Source organism: Agarivorans sp. B2Z047, assembly GCF_023373605.1.
In the GTDB taxonomy this organism is placed as follows: Bacteria; Pseudomonadota; Gammaproteobacteria; order Enterobacterales; family Celerinatantimonadaceae; genus Agarivorans; species Agarivorans albus.
This window is the reverse complement of record NZ_CP088080.1, coordinates 4,309,043-4,325,657: the sequence shown is the minus strand read 5'-3', so window position 1 is coordinate 4,325,657 and position 16,615 is coordinate 4,309,043. Positions and strand designations below refer to the sequence as shown.

At 45.1% G+C, this 16,615-nt stretch carries 19 protein-coding genes; 16 read left to right on the top strand and 3 right to left on the bottom strand.

The features are described 5' to 3' along the window. Positions 1-264: 264 nt before the first annotated feature. From urtA to LQZ07_RS19930, 8 genes are all read left to right on the top strand, one after another. Positions 265-1,527: an urea ABC transporter substrate-binding protein gene (urtA, locus tag LQZ07_RS19965; RefSeq protein WP_016401337.1), complete on the top strand. Its 1,263-nt coding sequence runs from the start codon at positions 265-267 to the stop codon at positions 1,525-1,527. A gap of 65 nt (positions 1,528-1,592) precedes the next feature. Next, positions 1,593-2,519: an urea ABC transporter permease subunit UrtB gene (urtB, locus tag LQZ07_RS19960; protein WP_016401336.1), complete on the top strand. Its 927-nt coding sequence runs from the start codon at positions 1,593-1,595 to the stop codon at positions 2,517-2,519. Between the two features lie 8 nt (positions 2,520-2,527). Then, positions 2,528-3,733, top strand: a complete 1,206-nt coding sequence (gene urtC / locus LQZ07_RS19955) for an urea ABC transporter permease subunit UrtC (RefSeq protein WP_227981527.1) — start codon at positions 2,528-2,530, stop codon at positions 3,731-3,733. Then, positions 3,720-4,481 (top strand): urea ABC transporter ATP-binding protein UrtD, encoded by a 762-nt coding sequence (gene urtD, locus LQZ07_RS19950; protein ID WP_016401334.1) that lies wholly within the window; start codon positions 3,720-3,722, stop codon positions 4,479-4,481. The genes urtC and urtD overlap by 14 nt, the downstream gene beginning before the upstream one ends. Positions 4,482-4,491: 10 nt before the next feature. Then, complete coding sequence (gene urtE / locus LQZ07_RS19945) at positions 4,492-5,181, top strand: urea ABC transporter ATP-binding subunit UrtE (protein WP_152784477.1); 690 nt, start codon at positions 4,492-4,494, stop codon at positions 5,179-5,181. A gap of 34 nt (positions 5,182-5,215) precedes the next feature. Further along, positions 5,216-6,451 (top strand): formamidase, encoded by a 1,236-nt coding sequence (gene fmdA, locus LQZ07_RS19940; RefSeq protein ID WP_152784479.1) that lies wholly within the window; start codon positions 5,216-5,218, stop codon positions 6,449-6,451. 10 nt (positions 6,452-6,461) lie between these two features. Continuing rightward, positions 6,462-6,818, top strand: coding sequence for a zinc ribbon domain-containing protein (locus LQZ07_RS19935; protein ID WP_152784481.1), 357 nt, complete (start codon positions 6,462-6,464; stop codon positions 6,816-6,818). A gap of 161 nt (positions 6,819-6,979) precedes the next feature. After that, positions 6,980-7,216 carry a ribosome alternative rescue factor ArfA gene (locus LQZ07_RS19930; RefSeq protein WP_152784483.1) on the top strand — a complete coding sequence of 79 codons (237 nt, stop codon included), beginning with the start codon at positions 6,980-6,982 and terminating at the stop codon, positions 7,214-7,216. Here the strand turns inward: LQZ07_RS19930 and yjjG are convergent. Next, positions 7,182-7,859 (bottom strand): pyrimidine 5'-nucleotidase, encoded by a 678-nt coding sequence (gene yjjG / locus LQZ07_RS19925; RefSeq protein WP_152784485.1) that lies wholly within the window; start codon positions 7,857-7,859, stop codon positions 7,182-7,184. The genes LQZ07_RS19930 and yjjG overlap by 35 nt on opposite strands. 283 nt (positions 7,860-8,142) lie before the next feature. On the opposite strand from yjjG, the gene rpsP reads away from it, so the two are divergent. Genes rpsP through rplS form a run of 4 tightly spaced genes read left to right on the top strand, consistent with a single transcriptional unit; the run spans position 8,143 to position 10,103 of the window. Then, positions 8,143-8,388, top strand: coding sequence for a 30S ribosomal protein S16 (gene rpsP, locus LQZ07_RS19920; protein ID WP_016401327.1), 246 nt, complete (start codon positions 8,143-8,145; stop codon positions 8,386-8,388). 24 nt (positions 8,389-8,412) lie between these two features. Further along, a complete protein-coding gene (gene rimM / locus LQZ07_RS19915; RefSeq protein WP_016401326.1) occupies positions 8,413-8,943 on the top strand; it encodes a ribosome maturation factor RimM in 531 nt (176 codons plus the stop codon). 8 nt (positions 8,944-8,951) lie between these two features. Then, positions 8,952-9,725 (top strand): tRNA (guanosine(37)-N1)-methyltransferase TrmD, encoded by a 774-nt coding sequence (gene trmD, locus LQZ07_RS19910; protein ID WP_370525649.1) that lies wholly within the window; start codon positions 8,952-8,954, stop codon positions 9,723-9,725. A 27-nt stretch (positions 9,726-9,752) separates the two neighbouring features. After that, positions 9,753-10,103 (top strand): 50S ribosomal protein L19, encoded by a 351-nt coding sequence (gene rplS / locus LQZ07_RS19905; protein ID WP_016401324.1) that lies wholly within the window; start codon positions 9,753-9,755, stop codon positions 10,101-10,103. A 58-nt stretch (positions 10,104-10,161) separates the two neighbouring features. On the opposite strand, the gene LQZ07_RS19900 is transcribed toward rplS, so the two are convergent. Both LQZ07_RS19900 and mutH read right to left on the bottom strand, forming a co-directional pair. Further along, positions 10,162-10,482 (bottom strand): isoamylase early set domain-containing protein, encoded by a 321-nt coding sequence (locus LQZ07_RS19900; RefSeq protein WP_016401323.1) that lies wholly within the window; start codon positions 10,480-10,482, stop codon positions 10,162-10,164. Between the two features lie 98 nt (positions 10,483-10,580). Then, on the bottom strand, positions 10,581-11,249 hold the full coding sequence (gene mutH, locus LQZ07_RS19895) for a DNA mismatch repair endonuclease MutH (protein ID WP_152784487.1): 669 nt from the start codon (positions 11,247-11,249) through the stop codon (positions 10,581-10,583). A gap of 638 nt (positions 11,250-11,887) precedes the next feature. On the opposite strand from mutH, the gene rppH reads away from it, so the two are divergent. From rppH to LQZ07_RS19875, 4 genes are all read left to right on the top strand, one after another. Next, complete coding sequence (gene rppH / locus LQZ07_RS19890) at positions 11,888-12,427, top strand: RNA pyrophosphohydrolase (RefSeq protein ID WP_163132963.1); 540 nt, start codon at positions 11,888-11,890, stop codon at positions 12,425-12,427. Between the two features lie 3 nt (positions 12,428-12,430). Then, complete coding sequence (ptsP, locus tag LQZ07_RS19885) at positions 12,431-14,698, top strand: phosphoenolpyruvate--protein phosphotransferase (RefSeq protein ID WP_249483308.1); 2,268 nt, start codon at positions 12,431-12,433, stop codon at positions 14,696-14,698. 85 nt (positions 14,699-14,783) lie between these two features. Further along, positions 14,784-15,590 carry a prolipoprotein diacylglyceryl transferase gene (gene lgt / locus LQZ07_RS19880; protein WP_249483700.1) on the top strand — a complete coding sequence of 269 codons (807 nt, stop codon included), beginning with the start codon at positions 14,784-14,786 and terminating at the stop codon, positions 15,588-15,590. Next, positions 15,587-16,438, top strand: coding sequence for a thymidylate synthase (locus tag LQZ07_RS19875; RefSeq protein ID WP_152784491.1), 852 nt, complete (start codon positions 15,587-15,589; stop codon positions 16,436-16,438). Before lgt ends, LQZ07_RS19875 begins: the two co-directional genes overlap by 4 nt. The last annotated feature ends 177 nt before the right edge of the window (positions 16,439-16,615 follow it).

The following is a 16,615-nucleotide window of genomic DNA, read 5'->3' as shown; positions in this document are numbered from 1 at the left end:
TTTCGCGCCGTGGCTTTATCACCCTTTTGTTAAAATGGTTATTAAAATCAGACTGTTATGCTTGTTTAACTGAGTTATTTGTTGGTAGCGATGTGCCACTCTCTTTAATATCTTGACCCTAAATCAATCTCTTATTCACCGCTATGCGTCAAATGACGTAGGTCGCTAGGGTGAACGGCGAATTTTGCTCAGCCTTGCAATTTCGCATCATGGTATTCACCAAGTACGGACACTTTGTCTTACACACTCAGTAGGGATACCACTATGCAAAATCTCAAGAAAACAGGCTTAAGCAATTCGCTACGCCGTAATCTGTTAAAAGGAATGATGGCTTTGCCTGCCGCAATGCTGGTTTCACAACTAAGCTTTGCTGCGGCGCCTAGCACCGCTGAAGTAAATACTACCGGCTTAGCCGTAACCGACGACACGGTGAAGGTAGGTATTCTGCACTCGGTAACTGGCACCATGGCCATTAGTGAAACTGGCTCGGTGCAAGCCGAGATGCTAGCCATTGAGCAAATTAACGCAATGGGCGGCGTATTAGGGCGCCAAATTGAATATATTCAAGAAGATGGCGCCAGTGACTGGCCAACCTTTGCCGAAAAATCGAAGAAGTTATTAGTTAAAGATAAAGCAGCGGCGGTATTTGGCTGCTGGACCTCTGCTTCTCGTAAAGCGGTATTGCCGGTGTTTGAGCAATATAACGGCATGCTTTACTACCCAACGTTTTACGAAGGTTTAGAGCAATCTCCTAACGTCATTTACACCGGCCAAGAAGCTACTCAGCAAATTATTGCAGGGATTGATTGGGTAACCGATACCAAAGATGCCAAGAGTTTCTTCTTACTGGGTTCTGACTACATTTGGCCACGTACTTCTAACAAAATTGCCCGCAAACACATTGAAAAACTGGGTTTAAAAGTAGTGGGCGAAGAGTACTACCCACTGGGTCATACTCAGTTCAACTCGGTTATCAACAAAATTAAACTCAAAAAGCCTGATGTGATTTACGCCATTGTAGTAGGTGGCTCTAACGTTGCCTTCTACAAGCAGCTTAAAGCAGCGGGCATCGATATGAACAAAGAGAAGCCACTGGTACTAACTATTTCGGTAACCGAAGACGAGATCTTGGGGATTGGCGGTGAAAACATTCAAGGTGCTTACGCTGCTATGAAGTACTTCCAAAGCTTAACCAACCAAAACAATGAAGAGTTTGTAGCAGCCTTTAAAAAGCGCTGGGGCGACGACATTGTAATTGGCGACGTAACCCAAGCTGCCTACTTAGGCCCATGGTTGTGGAAAGCTGCGGTAGAAAAAGCCGGCTCGTTTGATATCGACAAAGTACGTGCTGCTTCGCCAAACCTAGAGCTAACCACTGCGCCAGAAGGTTATGTGAAAGTTCACGAAAACCATCACCTTTGGTCTAAAACGCGAATTGGTCACGCTCAAGCTGATGGTCAATACGACATCGTTTATGAAACCGCAGACTTAATTGAACCAAACCCATTCCCTAAAGGTTATCAGTAACCGCTTTAGGTGGCTCAGTTCGCTGGGCCACTTGTTCTTTCGCTAGCTTTTAAGAGGGACTGAATATGTTTGCCGATTATACCAGCTCAGAGCTAACCGCCATTTTCGCCATGCAGGGATTTGCCGGTCTTATTTTGTTTTCTGTATTTGTTCTTATGGCCCTAGGTCTAGCCATTATATTCGGTCAAATGGGCGTAATTAATATGGCCCATGGCGAGTTTATGATCCTAGGTGCTTACATTACTTACCTTACTTCGCAGCTATTTAGCAATTACCTTCCGGGTTTGTTTGATGGCTACTTTTTTGTGGCAATGCTGCTGGCGTTTATTGTCACTGCAGCGCTGGGTGCGCTGGTGGAGTGGGCGATGATTCGCCATTTGTACAAACGTCCACTAGATACCTTATTAGCTACTTGGGGTTTAAGCCTTATTTTGCAGCAGCTCTATCGCACCGTGTTTGGCGCTCGAGAAGTGGGAGTGAGCTTACCTGATTGGTTAATGGGCTCTTATGCGATTACCGACATTATTGAAGTGCCAATTAACGGCATATTTGTGATGGCATTAACCATCATGATCACCATTGGCGTGTACTTGCTAATGCAAAAATCTCGCTTAGGTAAACAAACCCGAGCAGTGGTGCAAAACCGCGCAATGGCAGGTGCCGTAGGGATTAATACCGAGAAGGTTGACCGTTACACCTTTGCCTTAGGTTGCGGCATTGCCGGTATTGCGGGCTCGGCCTTTACCATGGTGGGTTCTACCGGCCCAACAGCAGGGCAGCTCTATATTGTAGACACCTTCTTAGTGGTGGTATTTGGTGGCGCGTCAAGCTTGCTTGGCACCGTTGCATCAGCCTTTACCATCTCACAAGCGCAATCAACCATGGAGTTTTTCCTTAGTGGTTCGATGGCCAAAGTTCTCACCTTATTGACCGTGGTAGGCATTTTAATGCTGCGCCCTCAAGGTCTGTTTTCGCTCAAGGTTCGTCGTTAGGGAGAATGATGATGTTATCTCAACTTAGTGCTACTGCAGCACAAAATACCAGTAAGGTTGATTGGTGGAAGTATCTACTGTTGGCCGCGATTATTTTCATTGTGTTGCCTTTATCCTTAGATATTTTCCGACTCAACTTAATTGGCAAGTATTTAACCTACGCCTTTGTGGCGATTGGCTTAGTGCTGTGCTGGGGTTGTGGCGGTATTTTAAGCCTAGGCCAAGGCGTGTTTTTTGGCTTAGGTGGTTATTGCATGGCGATGTTCTTGAAGCTGGAAGCCTCAAGCCCCGAAGCCACCGCGATTCAATCAACGCCAGGCATTCCTGATTTTATGGATTGGAATCAGCTCACCGAGTTGCCCTGGTTTTGGCAGCCCTTTGATAGCTTAGCCTTTACCTTGGTGGCGGTGATTGCGGTGCCAGTTTTGTTCGCCTTCATTATTGGTGTAGCTATGTTTACCCGCCGGGTAGGTGGGGTGTACTTCGCCATTATTACCCAGGCTATTGCTGCCATTCTCACCATCTTGATCATTGGCCAGCAAGGCTATACCGGTGGGGTAAACGGCATTACTGATTTACGCACCTTTTTAGGTTGGGATATACGCACCGAGTCGGCGCAGTACCTTCTCTACTTCATTAATGCTGTGTTGCTGTTCGGCTGTCTGTTTGCCGCCTTATACATCAAGCGTTGTAAGCTAGGCCGTCTGCTGGTGGCGATGCGCGAGAAAGAAGATCGAGTGCGCTTTTCTGGTTATAACGTTGCCAGTTTCAAAATCTTCATCTTTTGTATTGGTGCAGCCTTTGCTGCCATTGGTGGGGCAATGTTTACCCTGCAAGTGGGCTTTATGTCGCCCTCCTTCGTGGGTATTGTGCCTTCCATCGAAATGGTGATTTTTTGTGCCGTAGGTGGGCGTTTATCTTTGCTTGGTGCGGTATATGGCACTTTGCTGGTAAACCTCGCTAAAACCACTTTCTCTGAGTCTTTCCCTCAATTGTGGTTATTTGCCATGGGCGCGCTATTCATTGGTGTGGTGTTAGCCTTTCCCGATGGTTTAGCCGGTCTCTATCAATCTTACATTCAGCCTTGGTTTAAGCGCGTGTTCAAACCTAAAGCCAGCAAACCCGATGTGCCAAAGCAGTCGGTTCAGGCTGCAGAGCCTGAGGCAGATAGTGCTTCGCCATCTCTAAAGGAGAGCCCAAATGCCCCAGCCTAATTCATCAAAGAACAAAGATTTTGTACTCAGCGTTGAAGGTTTAACCGTGTCTTTTGATGGCTTTAAGGCCGTTGATGACTTGTCGCTATACGTTGAAGAGCAGGAGATTAGGGTGATTATTGGCCCTAATGGCGCCGGTAAAACCACGGTATTGGATCTGATATGTGGCCGAACTAAAGCCACCAATGGCTCGATTAAGTTCAAACAAAAGGAGCTTACCAAGCTTAAAGAACACCAAATTGTGCATGCCGGGGTAGGGCGTAAGTTTCAAAACCCTTCCATTTATGAAGATCTTAGTGTTTTTGAAAACTTGGAAATCTCTTACCCGCGCGGTCGCAATGTGTGGGGAGCCTTGACCTTTAAACGTGATGAAGCGGTGCACGCCAAGATCATGGAAATTGCCGAGATGGTATTTCTTAGCGACAAACTTAACGACCAAGCTGACTTGCTTAGCCATGGCCAAAAGCAGTGGTTAGAGATAGGCATGCTGCTTATTCAAGATCCAGAGCTGCTGATGTTAGACGAACCGGTGGCGGGTATGTCGGTAGCCGAGCGCAAACAAACCGCGCAGTTGCTGCAAAGCATTACCAAGCAACGCTCGGTATTAGTGATTGAACACGACATGCAATTTGTTGAAGACATCGCCGACCGAGTGACGGTATTACACCAAGGAAAGGTGTTGTCTGAGGGCTCGATGCAGCGGGTGAAGAACGACCCTAAAGTGGTCGAAGTTTACCTAGGCCATTAAGGAGAAAGTGATGTTAGAACTAACAGATTACCACGTGGCCTATGGCCAGAGCGAAGTGATAAGTGGCATGAATTTTAGCCTTAAAGAAAATGAGATTGTGGCGATTCTTGGCCGTAATGGCATGGGCAAAACCACTTTAATGAAATCGCTGATTGGCATGATTCCGAGCAAAAGTGGTGAAGCCAATTTAGATGGAGAGCCCTTAGCCGAGAAAAAGAGCCATCAGCGGGTGGCTTCTGGTTTGGGCTTTGTGCCACAGGGCCGGATGATTTTCTCCACCATGACGGTGCAAGAAAACATTGAAACCGGCTTAACCAGCTCTGGTGAAAACAAAGTACCCGATGACTTATACAGCATTTTCCCTGTGTTATGGGAAATGCGCCACCGCCGAGGCGGCAACCTTTCTGGCGGACAGCAACAACAGTTGGCGATTGCTCGTGCTTTGGCGAGCAACCCCAGCGTACTGCTACTAGATGAGCCCACTGAAGGTATTCAACCTTCAATTATTAAAGATATGGCAAAAACCCTAAAACAAATTCGCGACCAGCGTGGTTTGTCGATAGTGGTGTCGGAACAGGTATTGAGCTTCGCCCTTGATGTGGCGGACCGAATACTGGTGATTGAAAAAGGACAAATCGTGCATGACGTACAGCGCGATGACGTTGATGAACAACAAGTGGCCGCGTACTTGTCGGTATAGCTTGCTGGGGAATTTACATTCAAGGAGAAAGACCATGGCAGAAACAATTATCAAGATTGACTTAAACAAATCGGCGTATGAAAACGAGAAGTTACATAATCGCTGGCACCCCGATATTCCTATGGCGGCTACCGTAAAGCCAGGGGACGATTTCATTTTGGAATGTGTAGATTGGACTGGCGGGCAAATCAAAAACGACGACGACGCCTCTGATGTGCGTGATGTTGATTTGTCTCAGGTGCACTTTCTTTCTGGGCCGGTTGGGGTAGAGGGAGCAGAGCCAGGTGATTTATTAGAAGTGGATATCTTAGATATTGGCACCTTTGATGATTCACAATGGGGCTTTAACGGCTTCTTCTCTAAGCAAAATGGTGGCGGCTTTTTAACTGAGCATTTTCCTGAAGCGCAAAAATCGATTTGGGACTTTAATGGTATGTTCACTAAATCTCGTCATATTCCCGGTGTTGAGTTTGCGGGCCTGATTCACCCCGGCCTGATTGGCTGCTTGCCCGATAAAAAGATGCTAGATGAGTGGAACCGCCGAGAGAAAGAATTATTTGATACCGACCCTGAGAGGGTACCAATGTTAGCGGCACTGCCTTACGCACCTACTGCTCACATGGGGAAAATGAAGCCCGATGATGCCAAAGTAGCGGCCGAAGAAGGTGCTAGAACTGTTCCGCCGCGTGAGCACGGCGGTAACTGTGACATTAAAGATTTATCGCGTGGTTCTAAAATCTACTTCCCGGTGTATGTAAAAGGCGCGGGTTTGTCGGTAGGCGATTTACACTTTAGCCAAGGTGATGGCGAAATCACCTTCTGTGGTGCTATTGAAATGGCCGGCTGGATCCACTTAAGGGTTAATTTGATTAAAGACGGTATGTCTAAGTATGCGATTAAAAACCCTATCTTTAAACCAAGTCCAATTACGCCACGCTACGATGACTACCTAATCTTTGAAGGTATCTCGGTTGATGAAGATGGCAAGCAACACTACTTGGATGCCAACGTGGCTTATCGCCAAGCCTGTTTAAATGCCATTGAGTACCTCAAGAAATTTGGTTATAGCGGCGCGCAGGCTTATTCGTTGCTTGGTACTGCACCAGTGCAAGGCCACTTAAGCGGGGTAGTGGACGTACCTAACTCCTGTGCGACGTTGTGGTTACCTACCGATATCTTTGAGTTTGACATTAAGCCGAATGCTGATGGGCCAACTAAGTATTTAGATGGCAGTGTAGATATGCCTTTGGCTCCAGATTTGGATAAATAGGAGGTGAGCTATGCCAGTTTATGACTATAAGTGTGCCGAACATGGCTTGTTCTACGAACTAGTCACCATGGCCGATAGTGCTAAACCTGCCAAGTGTCCCAAGTGTGAGGCTTTGTCCGCTAGGGTTATCGTGTTGCCTCCCGAGATATTGGATATGGCTGCCGAAACCAAACAGGCGATTGAGCGTAATGAGAAAGCGCGGCATGAGCCGCAGCATTCAACGGTGGATACGCGGGCCGAAAATGCCGAAAAGCTTAAAAAAGGCTGCGGCTGTAAGCATACTAAGCGCGGTGGTTCTAAGCTGTTGTATACCGCTAACGGCGAGAAAATGTTCCCGTCTATGCGGCCTTGGATGATTAGCCATTAAGCTGGTATAGGGTAAACCAAGAAGCTGGCGAGTGCTGGCTTCTTGGTTGGGCTGTTTATTTGCGATGTTTAAAAAATATACAGTGTGTATTTGGCTTAACTTGGTTTACACTAGCCACCCCAAGTGGCTATAGGAGCTGCTGGGCAAATGAGAGAAAGATTATGGCTAAGAAAAAAGTCGCTAAGTTGTTAGCGCATGAGCACGGTCGTGGGCAAATTAACGACAATGCAATTAAGGCGTTGGTTACCAGCCAGTTATTTAAAGCAAAAGTTGAACGGCCGAAAAAAGGCAAAGGTTCATACACTAGAAAGGGGCATAAGCTGAAGGGCAATGCCCCTTTCGACTTTTTGGGATTAACTCAAACTAAGCGGCTTCTAACAGGGTTTGCAGTTGCTTAAGTGAACTCACCTCATAGTGCGGCTCTATTCCCTCTGGCCTTTCTTCTCCGTGGCGATTTAACCAGCAAGTTCTAATCCCCGCATTAATACCACCTTGTATATCTGAATGTGGATTGTCTCCCACCATTAATACCCGATGTTTCTCTGGTTGCTGCATTTGAGCAAAGGCATGCTCAAATATATCTTTATGCGGTTTTGCAACGCCCACTTGCTCAGAGATAACCAAAGGTGAGAAGTAGCCGCTCAAACCGGTGCGTTCTAAACGGATTTTTTGCAAAGCGGTAAAACCGTTGGTAATAATGCCCATCTTCACTTTGCTCTTAAGTGCATCTAGCAAGTCTTTAGCGCCAGGTAATAGGCTACATATGTCTGCCATTGCCTCTAGGAAGGCGTCATTGAGCGCTTGCGGGTGTTGTTCAAGCTGCTTAGCCCAATGCTCAAAGCGTTGCTGTTGAAGCTGCTCAGCATTCACCTGGCCGGCTTGATAGGCTTCCCACAAGGGCAGGTTGCGGGTTTGGTAATGTTGATAGTCTTGTTGCTCAAATTTAACCCCATAGCGAGAGAACATTAACTGTAAGCCAGCAAAAGCGTCAAAATGAAACAAGGTCTCATCGGCATCAAACAATATCCATTGGTACTTCATAAACAAATGGCTCTGTAATTAGTAGAGTTAAGTGCCTATGTTGGTAGAAGCTTGCAGCTAAGTCAAAGCGTGCGTTAGTCGCTTGAGTCACTTAGCTTTTTTAGCAGTAAAAACAAGCATTGAAAGTATTGGTCATTTAGCGCCGATAAGCGCTAGCAATTTAGATGCTCGCCAAAGCGGGTTATAGCTTGCAATTAAGCGAAAAAGGAGTACAATTCCGCGGCTTCAATTAGCGGGGATCCCATTTTGGGACCTTAAATTTTTTAACTAGTATGAGGACGATATGGTTACCATTCGTTTGCAACGTGGCGGCGCTAAGAAGCGTCCATTCTATCAAGTAGTTGTTACTGATAGCCGTAATTCACGTGACGGTCGCTTCATTGAAAAATTAGGTTTTTTCAATCCGATCGCAAAAGGTCAAGAAGAGCGTATTCGCTTGGAACAAGACCGCATTGATCACTGGGTTGGCCAAGGCGCTGCGGTTTCTAACCGTGTAGCTAAGCTAATCAAAGATTCAAAAGCAGCTTAATTTAGCCTTTTTAGTGGAGTTAAGATGAGCAATAAAGAACAGCCCATCGTACTGGGTCGCCTCGGTGCCGTTTACGGTATTAAAGGATGGCTAAAAGTTAACTCATTCACTGAAGATGCAGAAGCTGTATTTAACTATCAACCTTGGTTGATAGGTCGTTCTGGCGAATATACTTCAATTGAAGTGACAGAATGGCGGCGACACAGCAAATCTTTCATCGTTAAGCTTGAGGGCTACGATGTAAGAGAACAAGCACAGAGTTTAACCGGAATGGATATTGCGGCTTTGCCGGAAGTTCTGCCGGAGCTTGCTGAAGATGAATATTACTGGCGTGACCTAATGGGCATGCAAGTGGTTAATCGTAGCGGCTATAACTTCGGGCATGTGACCGATTTAATGGAAACAGGCTCTAATGATGTTTTGGTTGTGAAAGCCAATTTAAAAGATGCCTTTGGCAAAAAGGAACGGTTAATCCCGTTCATAGAGTCTCAGATAATTGATAACGTCGATCGCGAGTCTCAAACTATTACTGTTGATTGGGACCCTAGTTTCTAGGTTCCTTTATGGCTGAGCAAACACCACAATTGTGGGTGGGAATAGTAAGTCTATTTCCTGAAATGTTTTCTGCCATAAGCGAGTACGGTGTAACTGGGCGTGCGGTAAAACGCGGCCTGATTAAGATTGAGTGTTGGAATCCTCGTGATTTTACTCATGACAAACATCGTACGGTGGACGACCGACCTTACGGCGGTGGCCCCGGCATGCTAATGATGGTGCAACCTTTACGGGATGCGATTCATGCTGCTAAACAGGCCGCTGGTGATGGGGTTAAGGTGATTTATATGTCACCGCAAGGGCGTACCTTGAAGCAAGATGGAGTAATAGAGTTAGCTCAACAGCAAAAGCTGATTATTGTTGCTGGTCGCTATGAAGGCATTGACGAACGCTTGATTCAAGCGGAAGTTGATGAAGAATGGTCGATTGGTGATTATGTGTTAAGTGGTGGTGAGCTGCCAGCAATGAATATGATAGACGCCGTCTCGCGGTTAATTCCGGGAGTTCTGGGGGATAAAGCTTCAGCTGAGCAGGATTCATTCTCTGATGGATTGTTGGATTGTCCACACTATACTCGTCCAGAAGTTTTGGATGGGCAAACAGTACCCGAGGTACTGTTAAGTGGTAACCATAAAAAAATTGAAGAATGGCGCTACAAACAGGCACTTGGGCGAACTTACTTGAGGCGACCGGAGTTATTGGAGAATCTAGCTCTGACTGACAAGCAAGAAAAGATTCTTGCTGAGTTTATCCAAGAGCAAACGCCCTTGGATAGTAAATAAAGATTCAGTTAATTCTAGGAAATAGTAATGAGCAATATCATTAAACAGCTCGAAGAAGAGCAATTGAAGCAAGACGTACCTGCGTTCGCACCTGGTGACACAGTTGTAGTTCAGGTAAAAGTAAAAGAAGGTAACCGTGAGCGTCTACAGGCGTTTGAAGGTGTAGTAATTGCTAAGCGTAACCGTGGTTTACACTCTGCATTTACTGTACGTAAAATTTCAAGCGGTGAAGGCGTTGAGCGTGCATTCCAAACTCATAGCCCGCTAGTTGAGAGTATTACTGTTAAGCGTCGTGGTGACGTTCGTCGTTCTAAGCTTTACTACTTGCGTGAACTTTCTGGTAAGAAAGCACGTATTAAAGAAAAATTGGCTAAGTAAGCCCTTTTCTTCGAGAATAAAAAAGCCCGCAGTAGCGGGCTTTTTTTATGTTTGTGGTTTAAGCCACTTCAAGTACAGAGTTGTCACCATCCACGCCATTTGGCTGGTAGCTGTCTGCTGCCCAGTCATTGTCATAGGCTTCTGCACCGTCGCTCAAGCAAAGTTTGTATTTAAACTGGTAGCTGCTTTGTTGATCTGTTGGCACGTTTACCACTACTTTGAACTTACCGTTTTTTAGCTTAGTAAGTTCTATAGGTTGCCATTCGTTAAACTCAGCTAGCAAGAAAATTTGCTCCGCTTCTTGAGTGGCTTCCTTCTCAATTTCAAAGGTAACTTTTACTTCTGGCTTCGATTTTAGGTATTGCTTCTTCAACGGCATGGTTTCTCCTCCGAGAGATAATATAAATCCGTATACTATGTGACCAATATCGATTCTTTCAAAAAAGTGAGAGCTTGGTCAATAGTTGATTAATTTTTTTACAGTTGAAAGTAGTCTTGAAGCAGGGCTGCGGTGAACTTTGTTCTTAAGTAATAACCACGAGGAAGGGTTTGAATTAGTTGGCCATTTGGACCAATTGCGCTGGTGCGAGCCTTGTTATTAGCGGCTTTAGGGCGTAACTGTAACACTTGACCATGGCGCGCGGTAATTTGTTCTATTTGACCAAAAGTAATCATTTCCATGATTTCCTCCCAGTCTGATCGGAGCAGTTGTTCTTGCTGGGGATTGGGGCTCCACAGGATGGGATTGGCCACAACGCGCTGATCTAAAGGAATATGCCGCTCTGCTAAAATGGGGATCCACAATACCCGCGATAGCTTGTTATACACATTGCTATTGTGCCAAGTTGATCCGGTGACATTGCACAGAGGAGTTATGCACACGTAGGTACTTTCTAGTGGTTTGCCCGAAGCATCAATAGGAATGGTTTTAAGTTCTATGCCTAGCTCTGGAAAGTCTTGGATAGGTTTACTGCCCGCACTCGCGCCCAAGCACCATTCGAGCAATTGACCGCTCCAGCCTTTTTCTCTTTTTAGATCTTTTGGAATGGCAAATCCTTCACGATGTGCAAGTTCGCCTAAGCTTAATCCGGCTAAAGACTGAGCGCGTTCGAAGAGTTCTGTTTCACTTTGTGGTTTAGCTGTCATGCATGCCTAGCGCCAACAAAAACACTATTGTATAGAAGCTGTTCAACAATTGCAGCAAAGCTTAAATGCTTAAGTGAATATAGCTAAGACTATGTTTAAAAAAGGTTTTTATTAGAAAGTGTGGGCTCTGTTAGGGGGGGGTGGGGTTTATTCATAACTAATGTGCACTTACTAACAGCTTTGTCCACACATAATAGGGATAACTATCTGTCATTGTTATTAACTTATATTTTATGCACAGAATTATACGATTTAATCAAAAGTGGTTCATTTTTAGTCAGAAAGATTAGCCGTTTGCCTAAAAAATCAGAACTGTGTGTTTTTTAAACGCTATGACTTATAAACAGTTTTAACTTGCCAAAAATAACGCTTATTAAAATCATGGTTTTTTAAATCATTGTTTTTATTTGTTTTTGTGTTTTGTTGCTGGTGTGTTTTTTGTTCGGCTTTGAACTGTGATTTTGTCTATAGGGGGTTTAACCCAAGTTATGCACAGGATTTCTCACAGATAAGTCGAATAACTTTAATTAAGCCTGCATTATTACAATTTATTCCCTTTGTGATAGGCGTATTTGCCGCGCTTGTGATTCTGTGAAAGAATCACTTTATCTATAGTTTTTTAGCTGAAGGTTGTTTCAGTGATTGATGGGGATGGTTATCGTCCCAACGTAGGCATCGTTATTTGTAATCAGCGTGGTCAGGTTTTATGGGCACGTAGATATGGTCAACATTCATGGCAGTTCCCTCAGGGAGGCGTGGACGAGGGAGAGTCTGCTGAACAAGCGATGTATCGTGAGTTACATGAAGAGGTCGGCTTGTTGCCGCAAGATGTAAAGATTGTAGCAACAACCAGACATTGGCTGCGTTATAAATTACCAAAGCGCTTAATTCGTTGGGATAGTCCGCCGGTTTGTATCGGACAAAAACAAAAGTGGTTTTTGCTCCGCTTAGTGGGCAAAGAATCTAATATAAAATTTGATCGCTGTGGCCACCCAGAGTTTGATGATTGGCGTTGGGTGAGTTACTGGTATCCCGTAAGGCAGGTTGTGTCTTTTAAGCGGGAGGTTTATCGCCGAGCATTAAAAGAGTTTGTAACAGCAGCCATGCCGTTTAACCGCTCGGAGAAACACCAAGGCAAAGATAAACGCCGGCGTTATAAAAAGCGAAAAGGAGCTTAGTAAGTGTTAGGAGAGTTACGCGCCATTGTTGAACAGGTAAGCAATGCCGATACTCTCGACAGTGCTTTAGCTATTCTTGTCGAAAAGATTCGCCTTACCATGCATACCGACTGTTGTTCGGTGTATGTGATGGACTCGCAGCAACAAAATCTTGTTCTGCGAGCAACCCATGGCCTTGCCAGTGAAGCTGTGGGTAAAGCAATGATGCCTTTGGGAGAAGGGGTTGTTGGTCAAGTAGCCGTTCGCGAAGAGCCCATTAATTTAGCTGATGCGCGTTTAAATCCTCATTTTAAGTATTTACCCGAAACCGCAGAAGACGGTTTCTTTTCATTTCTTGGTACACCAATTACTCACCAACGAAAGGTGTTGGGAGTATTAGTCGTACAACAGTCCGAAACCCGCAGTTTTGATCAAAGTGAAGAATCATTTTTAGTAACGCTGGCTGCACATTTAGCCGGGGTATTAGCCAATACTGATTTTCAAACGGTGCTACAAGAACCTACTAAGCACAAGTGGACTGAAGCAATAAAAGCAGGCTCTAGCTCTAGTGGGATCGCCATTGCCAAAGCTTGGATAAATCGCTCTACCGGCGCCTTAGAGCAGCAAGTTGTAGAAAAAGCTGAGGACAGCGAACACCAATTACAGCGCTTCGATGTTGCTTTGGAAATTACTCGAGATGAATTTCATAGTTTAGCGATTAAGCTGTCTGAACAGTTGCCCAAAGATGTCGCCTCCATCTTCGATGTTTATCAACACATGTTGGCTGATGCTAGTTTAGCTGGCGATATTCGCCGCAAGATTAGTGAAGGCTATCAGGTTGAAGGTGCACTGCGTTTAGTGATTGAGCACTACGTGCAGCAGTTTGAAGAAATGAACGACCCCTACTTAAAAGAGCGGGCGGTGGATGTAAAAGATGTCGGTTTACGTTTGCTGCATGCCTTGGAATTAGGCCCTAGCGCAGAAATTATTCCTAGTGAGCCGGTGATTGTGGTTGCTGAGGAAGTTACTGCTACTATGTTCGCAAAAATCCCGCGTAAGTTTTTGGCTGGGGTTATTTCTCAGCGTGGGGCTGCAAACTCACATGCAGCCATTTTAGCTCGCGCCATGGGCATTCCTGCCTTAATGGGCTTAAGTTTTAACGTTAATAAGCTGCGCGGCTGTGAGCTTATTTTAGATGGTTACTCCGGCGAACTGTTTGTTGAGCCTGACAAAATTGTTCGTGATGAATACATCGCTTTATTGGCGCAAGAGAGCGAGCTAAATAGTCTAGTTCAGCAAGATTTAGATAAACCCGCTGTTAGTATCGACGGTGAAAACGTCGAGATGTTAATTAATGCTGGCCTTAGTGCCGATAGCGACATTGCGATTAATGCGGGTGCCGATGGCGTGGGTTTGTATCGTACCGAAGTGCCATTTTTGATGCAGGACCGCTTCCCTTCTGAAGACGAACAATATACGCGTTATCGCGATATTCTAAACAGCTATCGCGGTAAAGAAGTGTGTATGCGCACCCTTGATGTGGGTGGGGATAAACAGCTTCCTTATTTTCCTATTGTGGAAGAAAATCCATTTTTAGGTTGGCGCGGTATTCGCCTAACTCTCGATCATCCCGAGATATTTTTGGTACAGGCAAGGGCGATGTATCGCTCGGCTATTGAGTGTGGCAATTTATGTATTATGTTGCCGATGATCAGTTGCCTTAATGAAGTTGATGAAGCCTCGCGCTTGCTCGAGCAAGCTTGGGCGGAAGTGGTTGATGAATTAGATTTAACCGAACCACCAGAGCGGCCTAAACATGGGGTGATGCTAGAAGTACCCTCGGTATTATTTTTGTTACCAGAATTAGCCCAGCGAGTGGACTTTTGGTCGGTGGGCAGCAACGACTTAACCCAGTACTTGTTAGCAGTAGACCGAAACAATACCCGCGTTGCAGAGTTGTTTGATACTTTTCACCCATCTGTAGTGCGTGCATTAAATCAAATTATTGAACAAGCTAATCTGCACAATACTCCCGTTAGTTTTTGTGGTGAGTTAGCAGGTGAACCGGTGGGGGCCTTGTTGGTATTAGCCTTAGGTTACCGTCGTTTAAGTATGTCTAGTTTTAACCTAGCTAAAATTAAATACATAATACGCCATGTGAACCTGAGTGAATTAGCGGCTTTGCGTGAGCAAATCCTACAAAGTCAAAGTGGTTCAGCGATATATAGCTTGTTGTATGAATATTTGCAGCAACAGAACTTGTCGCAGTTGGTTCGTGTTAGTAAACATTAATGAATTTGCCATGAGTCAGAGCTTGTTTCATGGCTGATTTAACTGCAAAATGCCCATTCTTTTTATTCCCTAAATAGAGCAAATTATCGTGTCTACACCTTTGCAATTTCCTGAAATTGATCCGATTGCGATTAGCATCGGTCCATTGGACGTACGTTGGTACGGTTTAATGTATTTGTTTGGCTTTTTATTTGCGATGTGGTTGGGTAACCGTATGGCCGATAAGCCTGGCAGCGGTTGGGCACGCGCCGAAGTGAGCGATTTGCTGTTTTATGGATTTGTAGGGGTAATCATTGGTGGCCGAATTGGTTATGTGTTGTTTTATCAATTCCCACAGTTTTTAGATGATCCTTTATATTTGTTTAAAATTTGGACCGGCGGAATGTCGTTCCATGGCGGCTTGTTAGGTGTAATTGCGGCGATGATGTGGTTTGCGCGCCGAACCAAACGCCATTTTTTCACCGTAGCTGATTTTATTGCGCCACTCATTCCATTTGGTTTAGCCACGGGACGCTTAGGTAATTTTATGAATGGCGAGCTGTGGGGGCGCGCAACCGACATGCCTTGGGGAATGGTGTTCCCAACAGGTGGCCTGGTAGCAAGACACCCTTCACAGCTTTATGAGTTTGCTCTAGAAGGCCTATTGTTGCTGGTTATTTTGTTGGTTTATGCCAAACGTAAGCCGCCAATGGGGGCTATCTCTGGTGCCTTTTTGTTAGGCTACGGTAGTTTCCGCTTTATTATTGAATTTTTCCGAGAGCCAGACAGCCACTTAGGCTTGTTAAGTTTAGGCATGAGCATGGGACAAATCTTGTCTTTGCCTATGATTATATTTGGCGTTTTATTTATTCGCTGGGCTTATCGACGCAACACCAAAGAGAGTAACGCATGAAACAGTATTTAGACCTATGCCAACGCATTGTTGATGAAGGCGCTTGGATTGAAAATGAACGCACCGGTAAGCGTTGTTTAACCATTATTAATGCTGATCTTGAATACGATGTTGCCAACAATGAATTCCCATTAGTTACAACACGCAAAAGCTATTGGAAAGCCGCCATTGCCGAGTTACTGGGTTACATTCGTGGCCTAGATAATGCGGCTGATTTTAAAGCGCTAGGCACGCCTACATGGTTGGCTAATGCAAATGAGAACGAAGCGTGGTTAAACAATCCGGCACGTAAAGGCGACAACGACATGGGGCGGGTTTACGGCGTGCAGGGGCGTTCTTGGCGTAAGCCAGAAGGCGGGTCGGTTGATCAGCTGAAGAAGATTGTCGATGACCTATCAAAAGGCATTGATGATCGCGGAGAAATTTTGTCGTTCTATAACCCGGGTGAGTTTCACTTAGGCTGCTTACGACCATGTATGCATACTCATACTTTTTCTTTATTGGGCGATACGCTTTACCTTACTTCGTCACAGCGCTCGTGCGATGTACCGCTGGGGCAAAATTTTAACCAAATTCAAGTGTTCACGTTTTTGGCCTTGATGGCGCAAATTACCGGCCACAAACCGGGTAAGGCTTACCACAAAATTGTTAATGCCCACATCTATGAAGATCAGTTGGAATTGATGAGAGACGTTCAGCTTAAGCGTGAACCGTTTGCTGCACCTAAGTTACATATTAATCCAGATATTAAGAGCCTAGAAGATCTTGAAACCTGGGTGACCTTAGACGACTTTGAAGTGACTGATTACCAATATCACGACCCTATCGCTTACCCATTTTCGGTGTAAAGCATTGTAAGCCGACTGATTGCTATTGCGCTCAGTCGGTCTATTTCTATTTGTATTATCTAATATTTAAACCTTTGTATGTTTTACTTATGCTCGGTTTTTTCGATGGTAAGCGCAATTACAAGTGAATATGTTTTAAATTCCTACTCAGTAAAATAATGGCTTCATTTTTCTCAG

What these genes read in the sequence shown, in the direction of transcription:
- urtA (WP_016401337.1), top strand. Translation starts at nt 265, where the DNA reads ATGCAAAATCTCAAGAAAACAGGCTTAAGCAATTCGCTACGCCGTAAT.
- urtB (WP_016401336.1), top strand. Translation starts at nt 1,593, where the DNA reads ATGTTTGCCGATTATACCAGCTCAGAGCTAACCGCCATTTTCGCCATG.
- urtC (WP_227981527.1), top strand. Translation starts at nt 2,528, where the DNA reads ATGATGTTATCTCAACTTAGTGCTACTGCAGCACAAAATACCAGTAAG.
- urtD (WP_016401334.1), top strand. Translation starts at nt 3,720, where the DNA reads ATGCCCCAGCCTAATTCATCAAAGAACAAAGATTTTGTACTCAGCGTT.
- urtE (WP_152784477.1), top strand. Translation starts at nt 4,492, where the DNA reads ATGTTAGAACTAACAGATTACCACGTGGCCTATGGCCAGAGCGAAGTG.
- fmdA (WP_152784479.1), top strand. Translation starts at nt 5,216, where the DNA reads ATGGCAGAAACAATTATCAAGATTGACTTAAACAAATCGGCGTATGAA.
- LQZ07_RS19935 (WP_152784481.1), top strand. Translation starts at nt 6,462, where the DNA reads ATGCCAGTTTATGACTATAAGTGTGCCGAACATGGCTTGTTCTACGAA.
- LQZ07_RS19930 (WP_152784483.1), top strand. Translation starts at nt 6,980, where the DNA reads ATGGCTAAGAAAAAAGTCGCTAAGTTGTTAGCGCATGAGCACGGTCGT.
- yjjG (WP_152784485.1), bottom strand. Translation starts at nt 7,859, where the DNA reads ATGAAGTACCAATGGATATTGTTTGATGCCGATGAGACCTTGTTTCAT.
- rpsP (WP_016401327.1), top strand. Translation starts at nt 8,143, where the DNA reads ATGGTTACCATTCGTTTGCAACGTGGCGGCGCTAAGAAGCGTCCATTC.
- rimM (WP_016401326.1), top strand. Translation starts at nt 8,413, where the DNA reads ATGAGCAATAAAGAACAGCCCATCGTACTGGGTCGCCTCGGTGCCGTT.
- trmD (WP_370525649.1), top strand. Translation starts at nt 8,952, where the DNA reads ATGGCTGAGCAAACACCACAATTGTGGGTGGGAATAGTAAGTCTATTT.
- rplS (WP_016401324.1), top strand. Translation starts at nt 9,753, where the DNA reads ATGAGCAATATCATTAAACAGCTCGAAGAAGAGCAATTGAAGCAAGAC.
- LQZ07_RS19900 (WP_016401323.1), bottom strand. Translation starts at nt 10,482, where the DNA reads ATGCCGTTGAAGAAGCAATACCTAAAATCGAAGCCAGAAGTAAAAGTT.
- mutH (WP_152784487.1), bottom strand. Translation starts at nt 11,249, where the DNA reads ATGACAGCTAAACCACAAAGTGAAACAGAACTCTTCGAACGCGCTCAG.
- LQZ07_RS19875 (WP_152784491.1), top strand. Translation starts at nt 15,587, where the DNA reads ATGAAACAGTATTTAGACCTATGCCAACGCATTGTTGATGAAGGCGCT.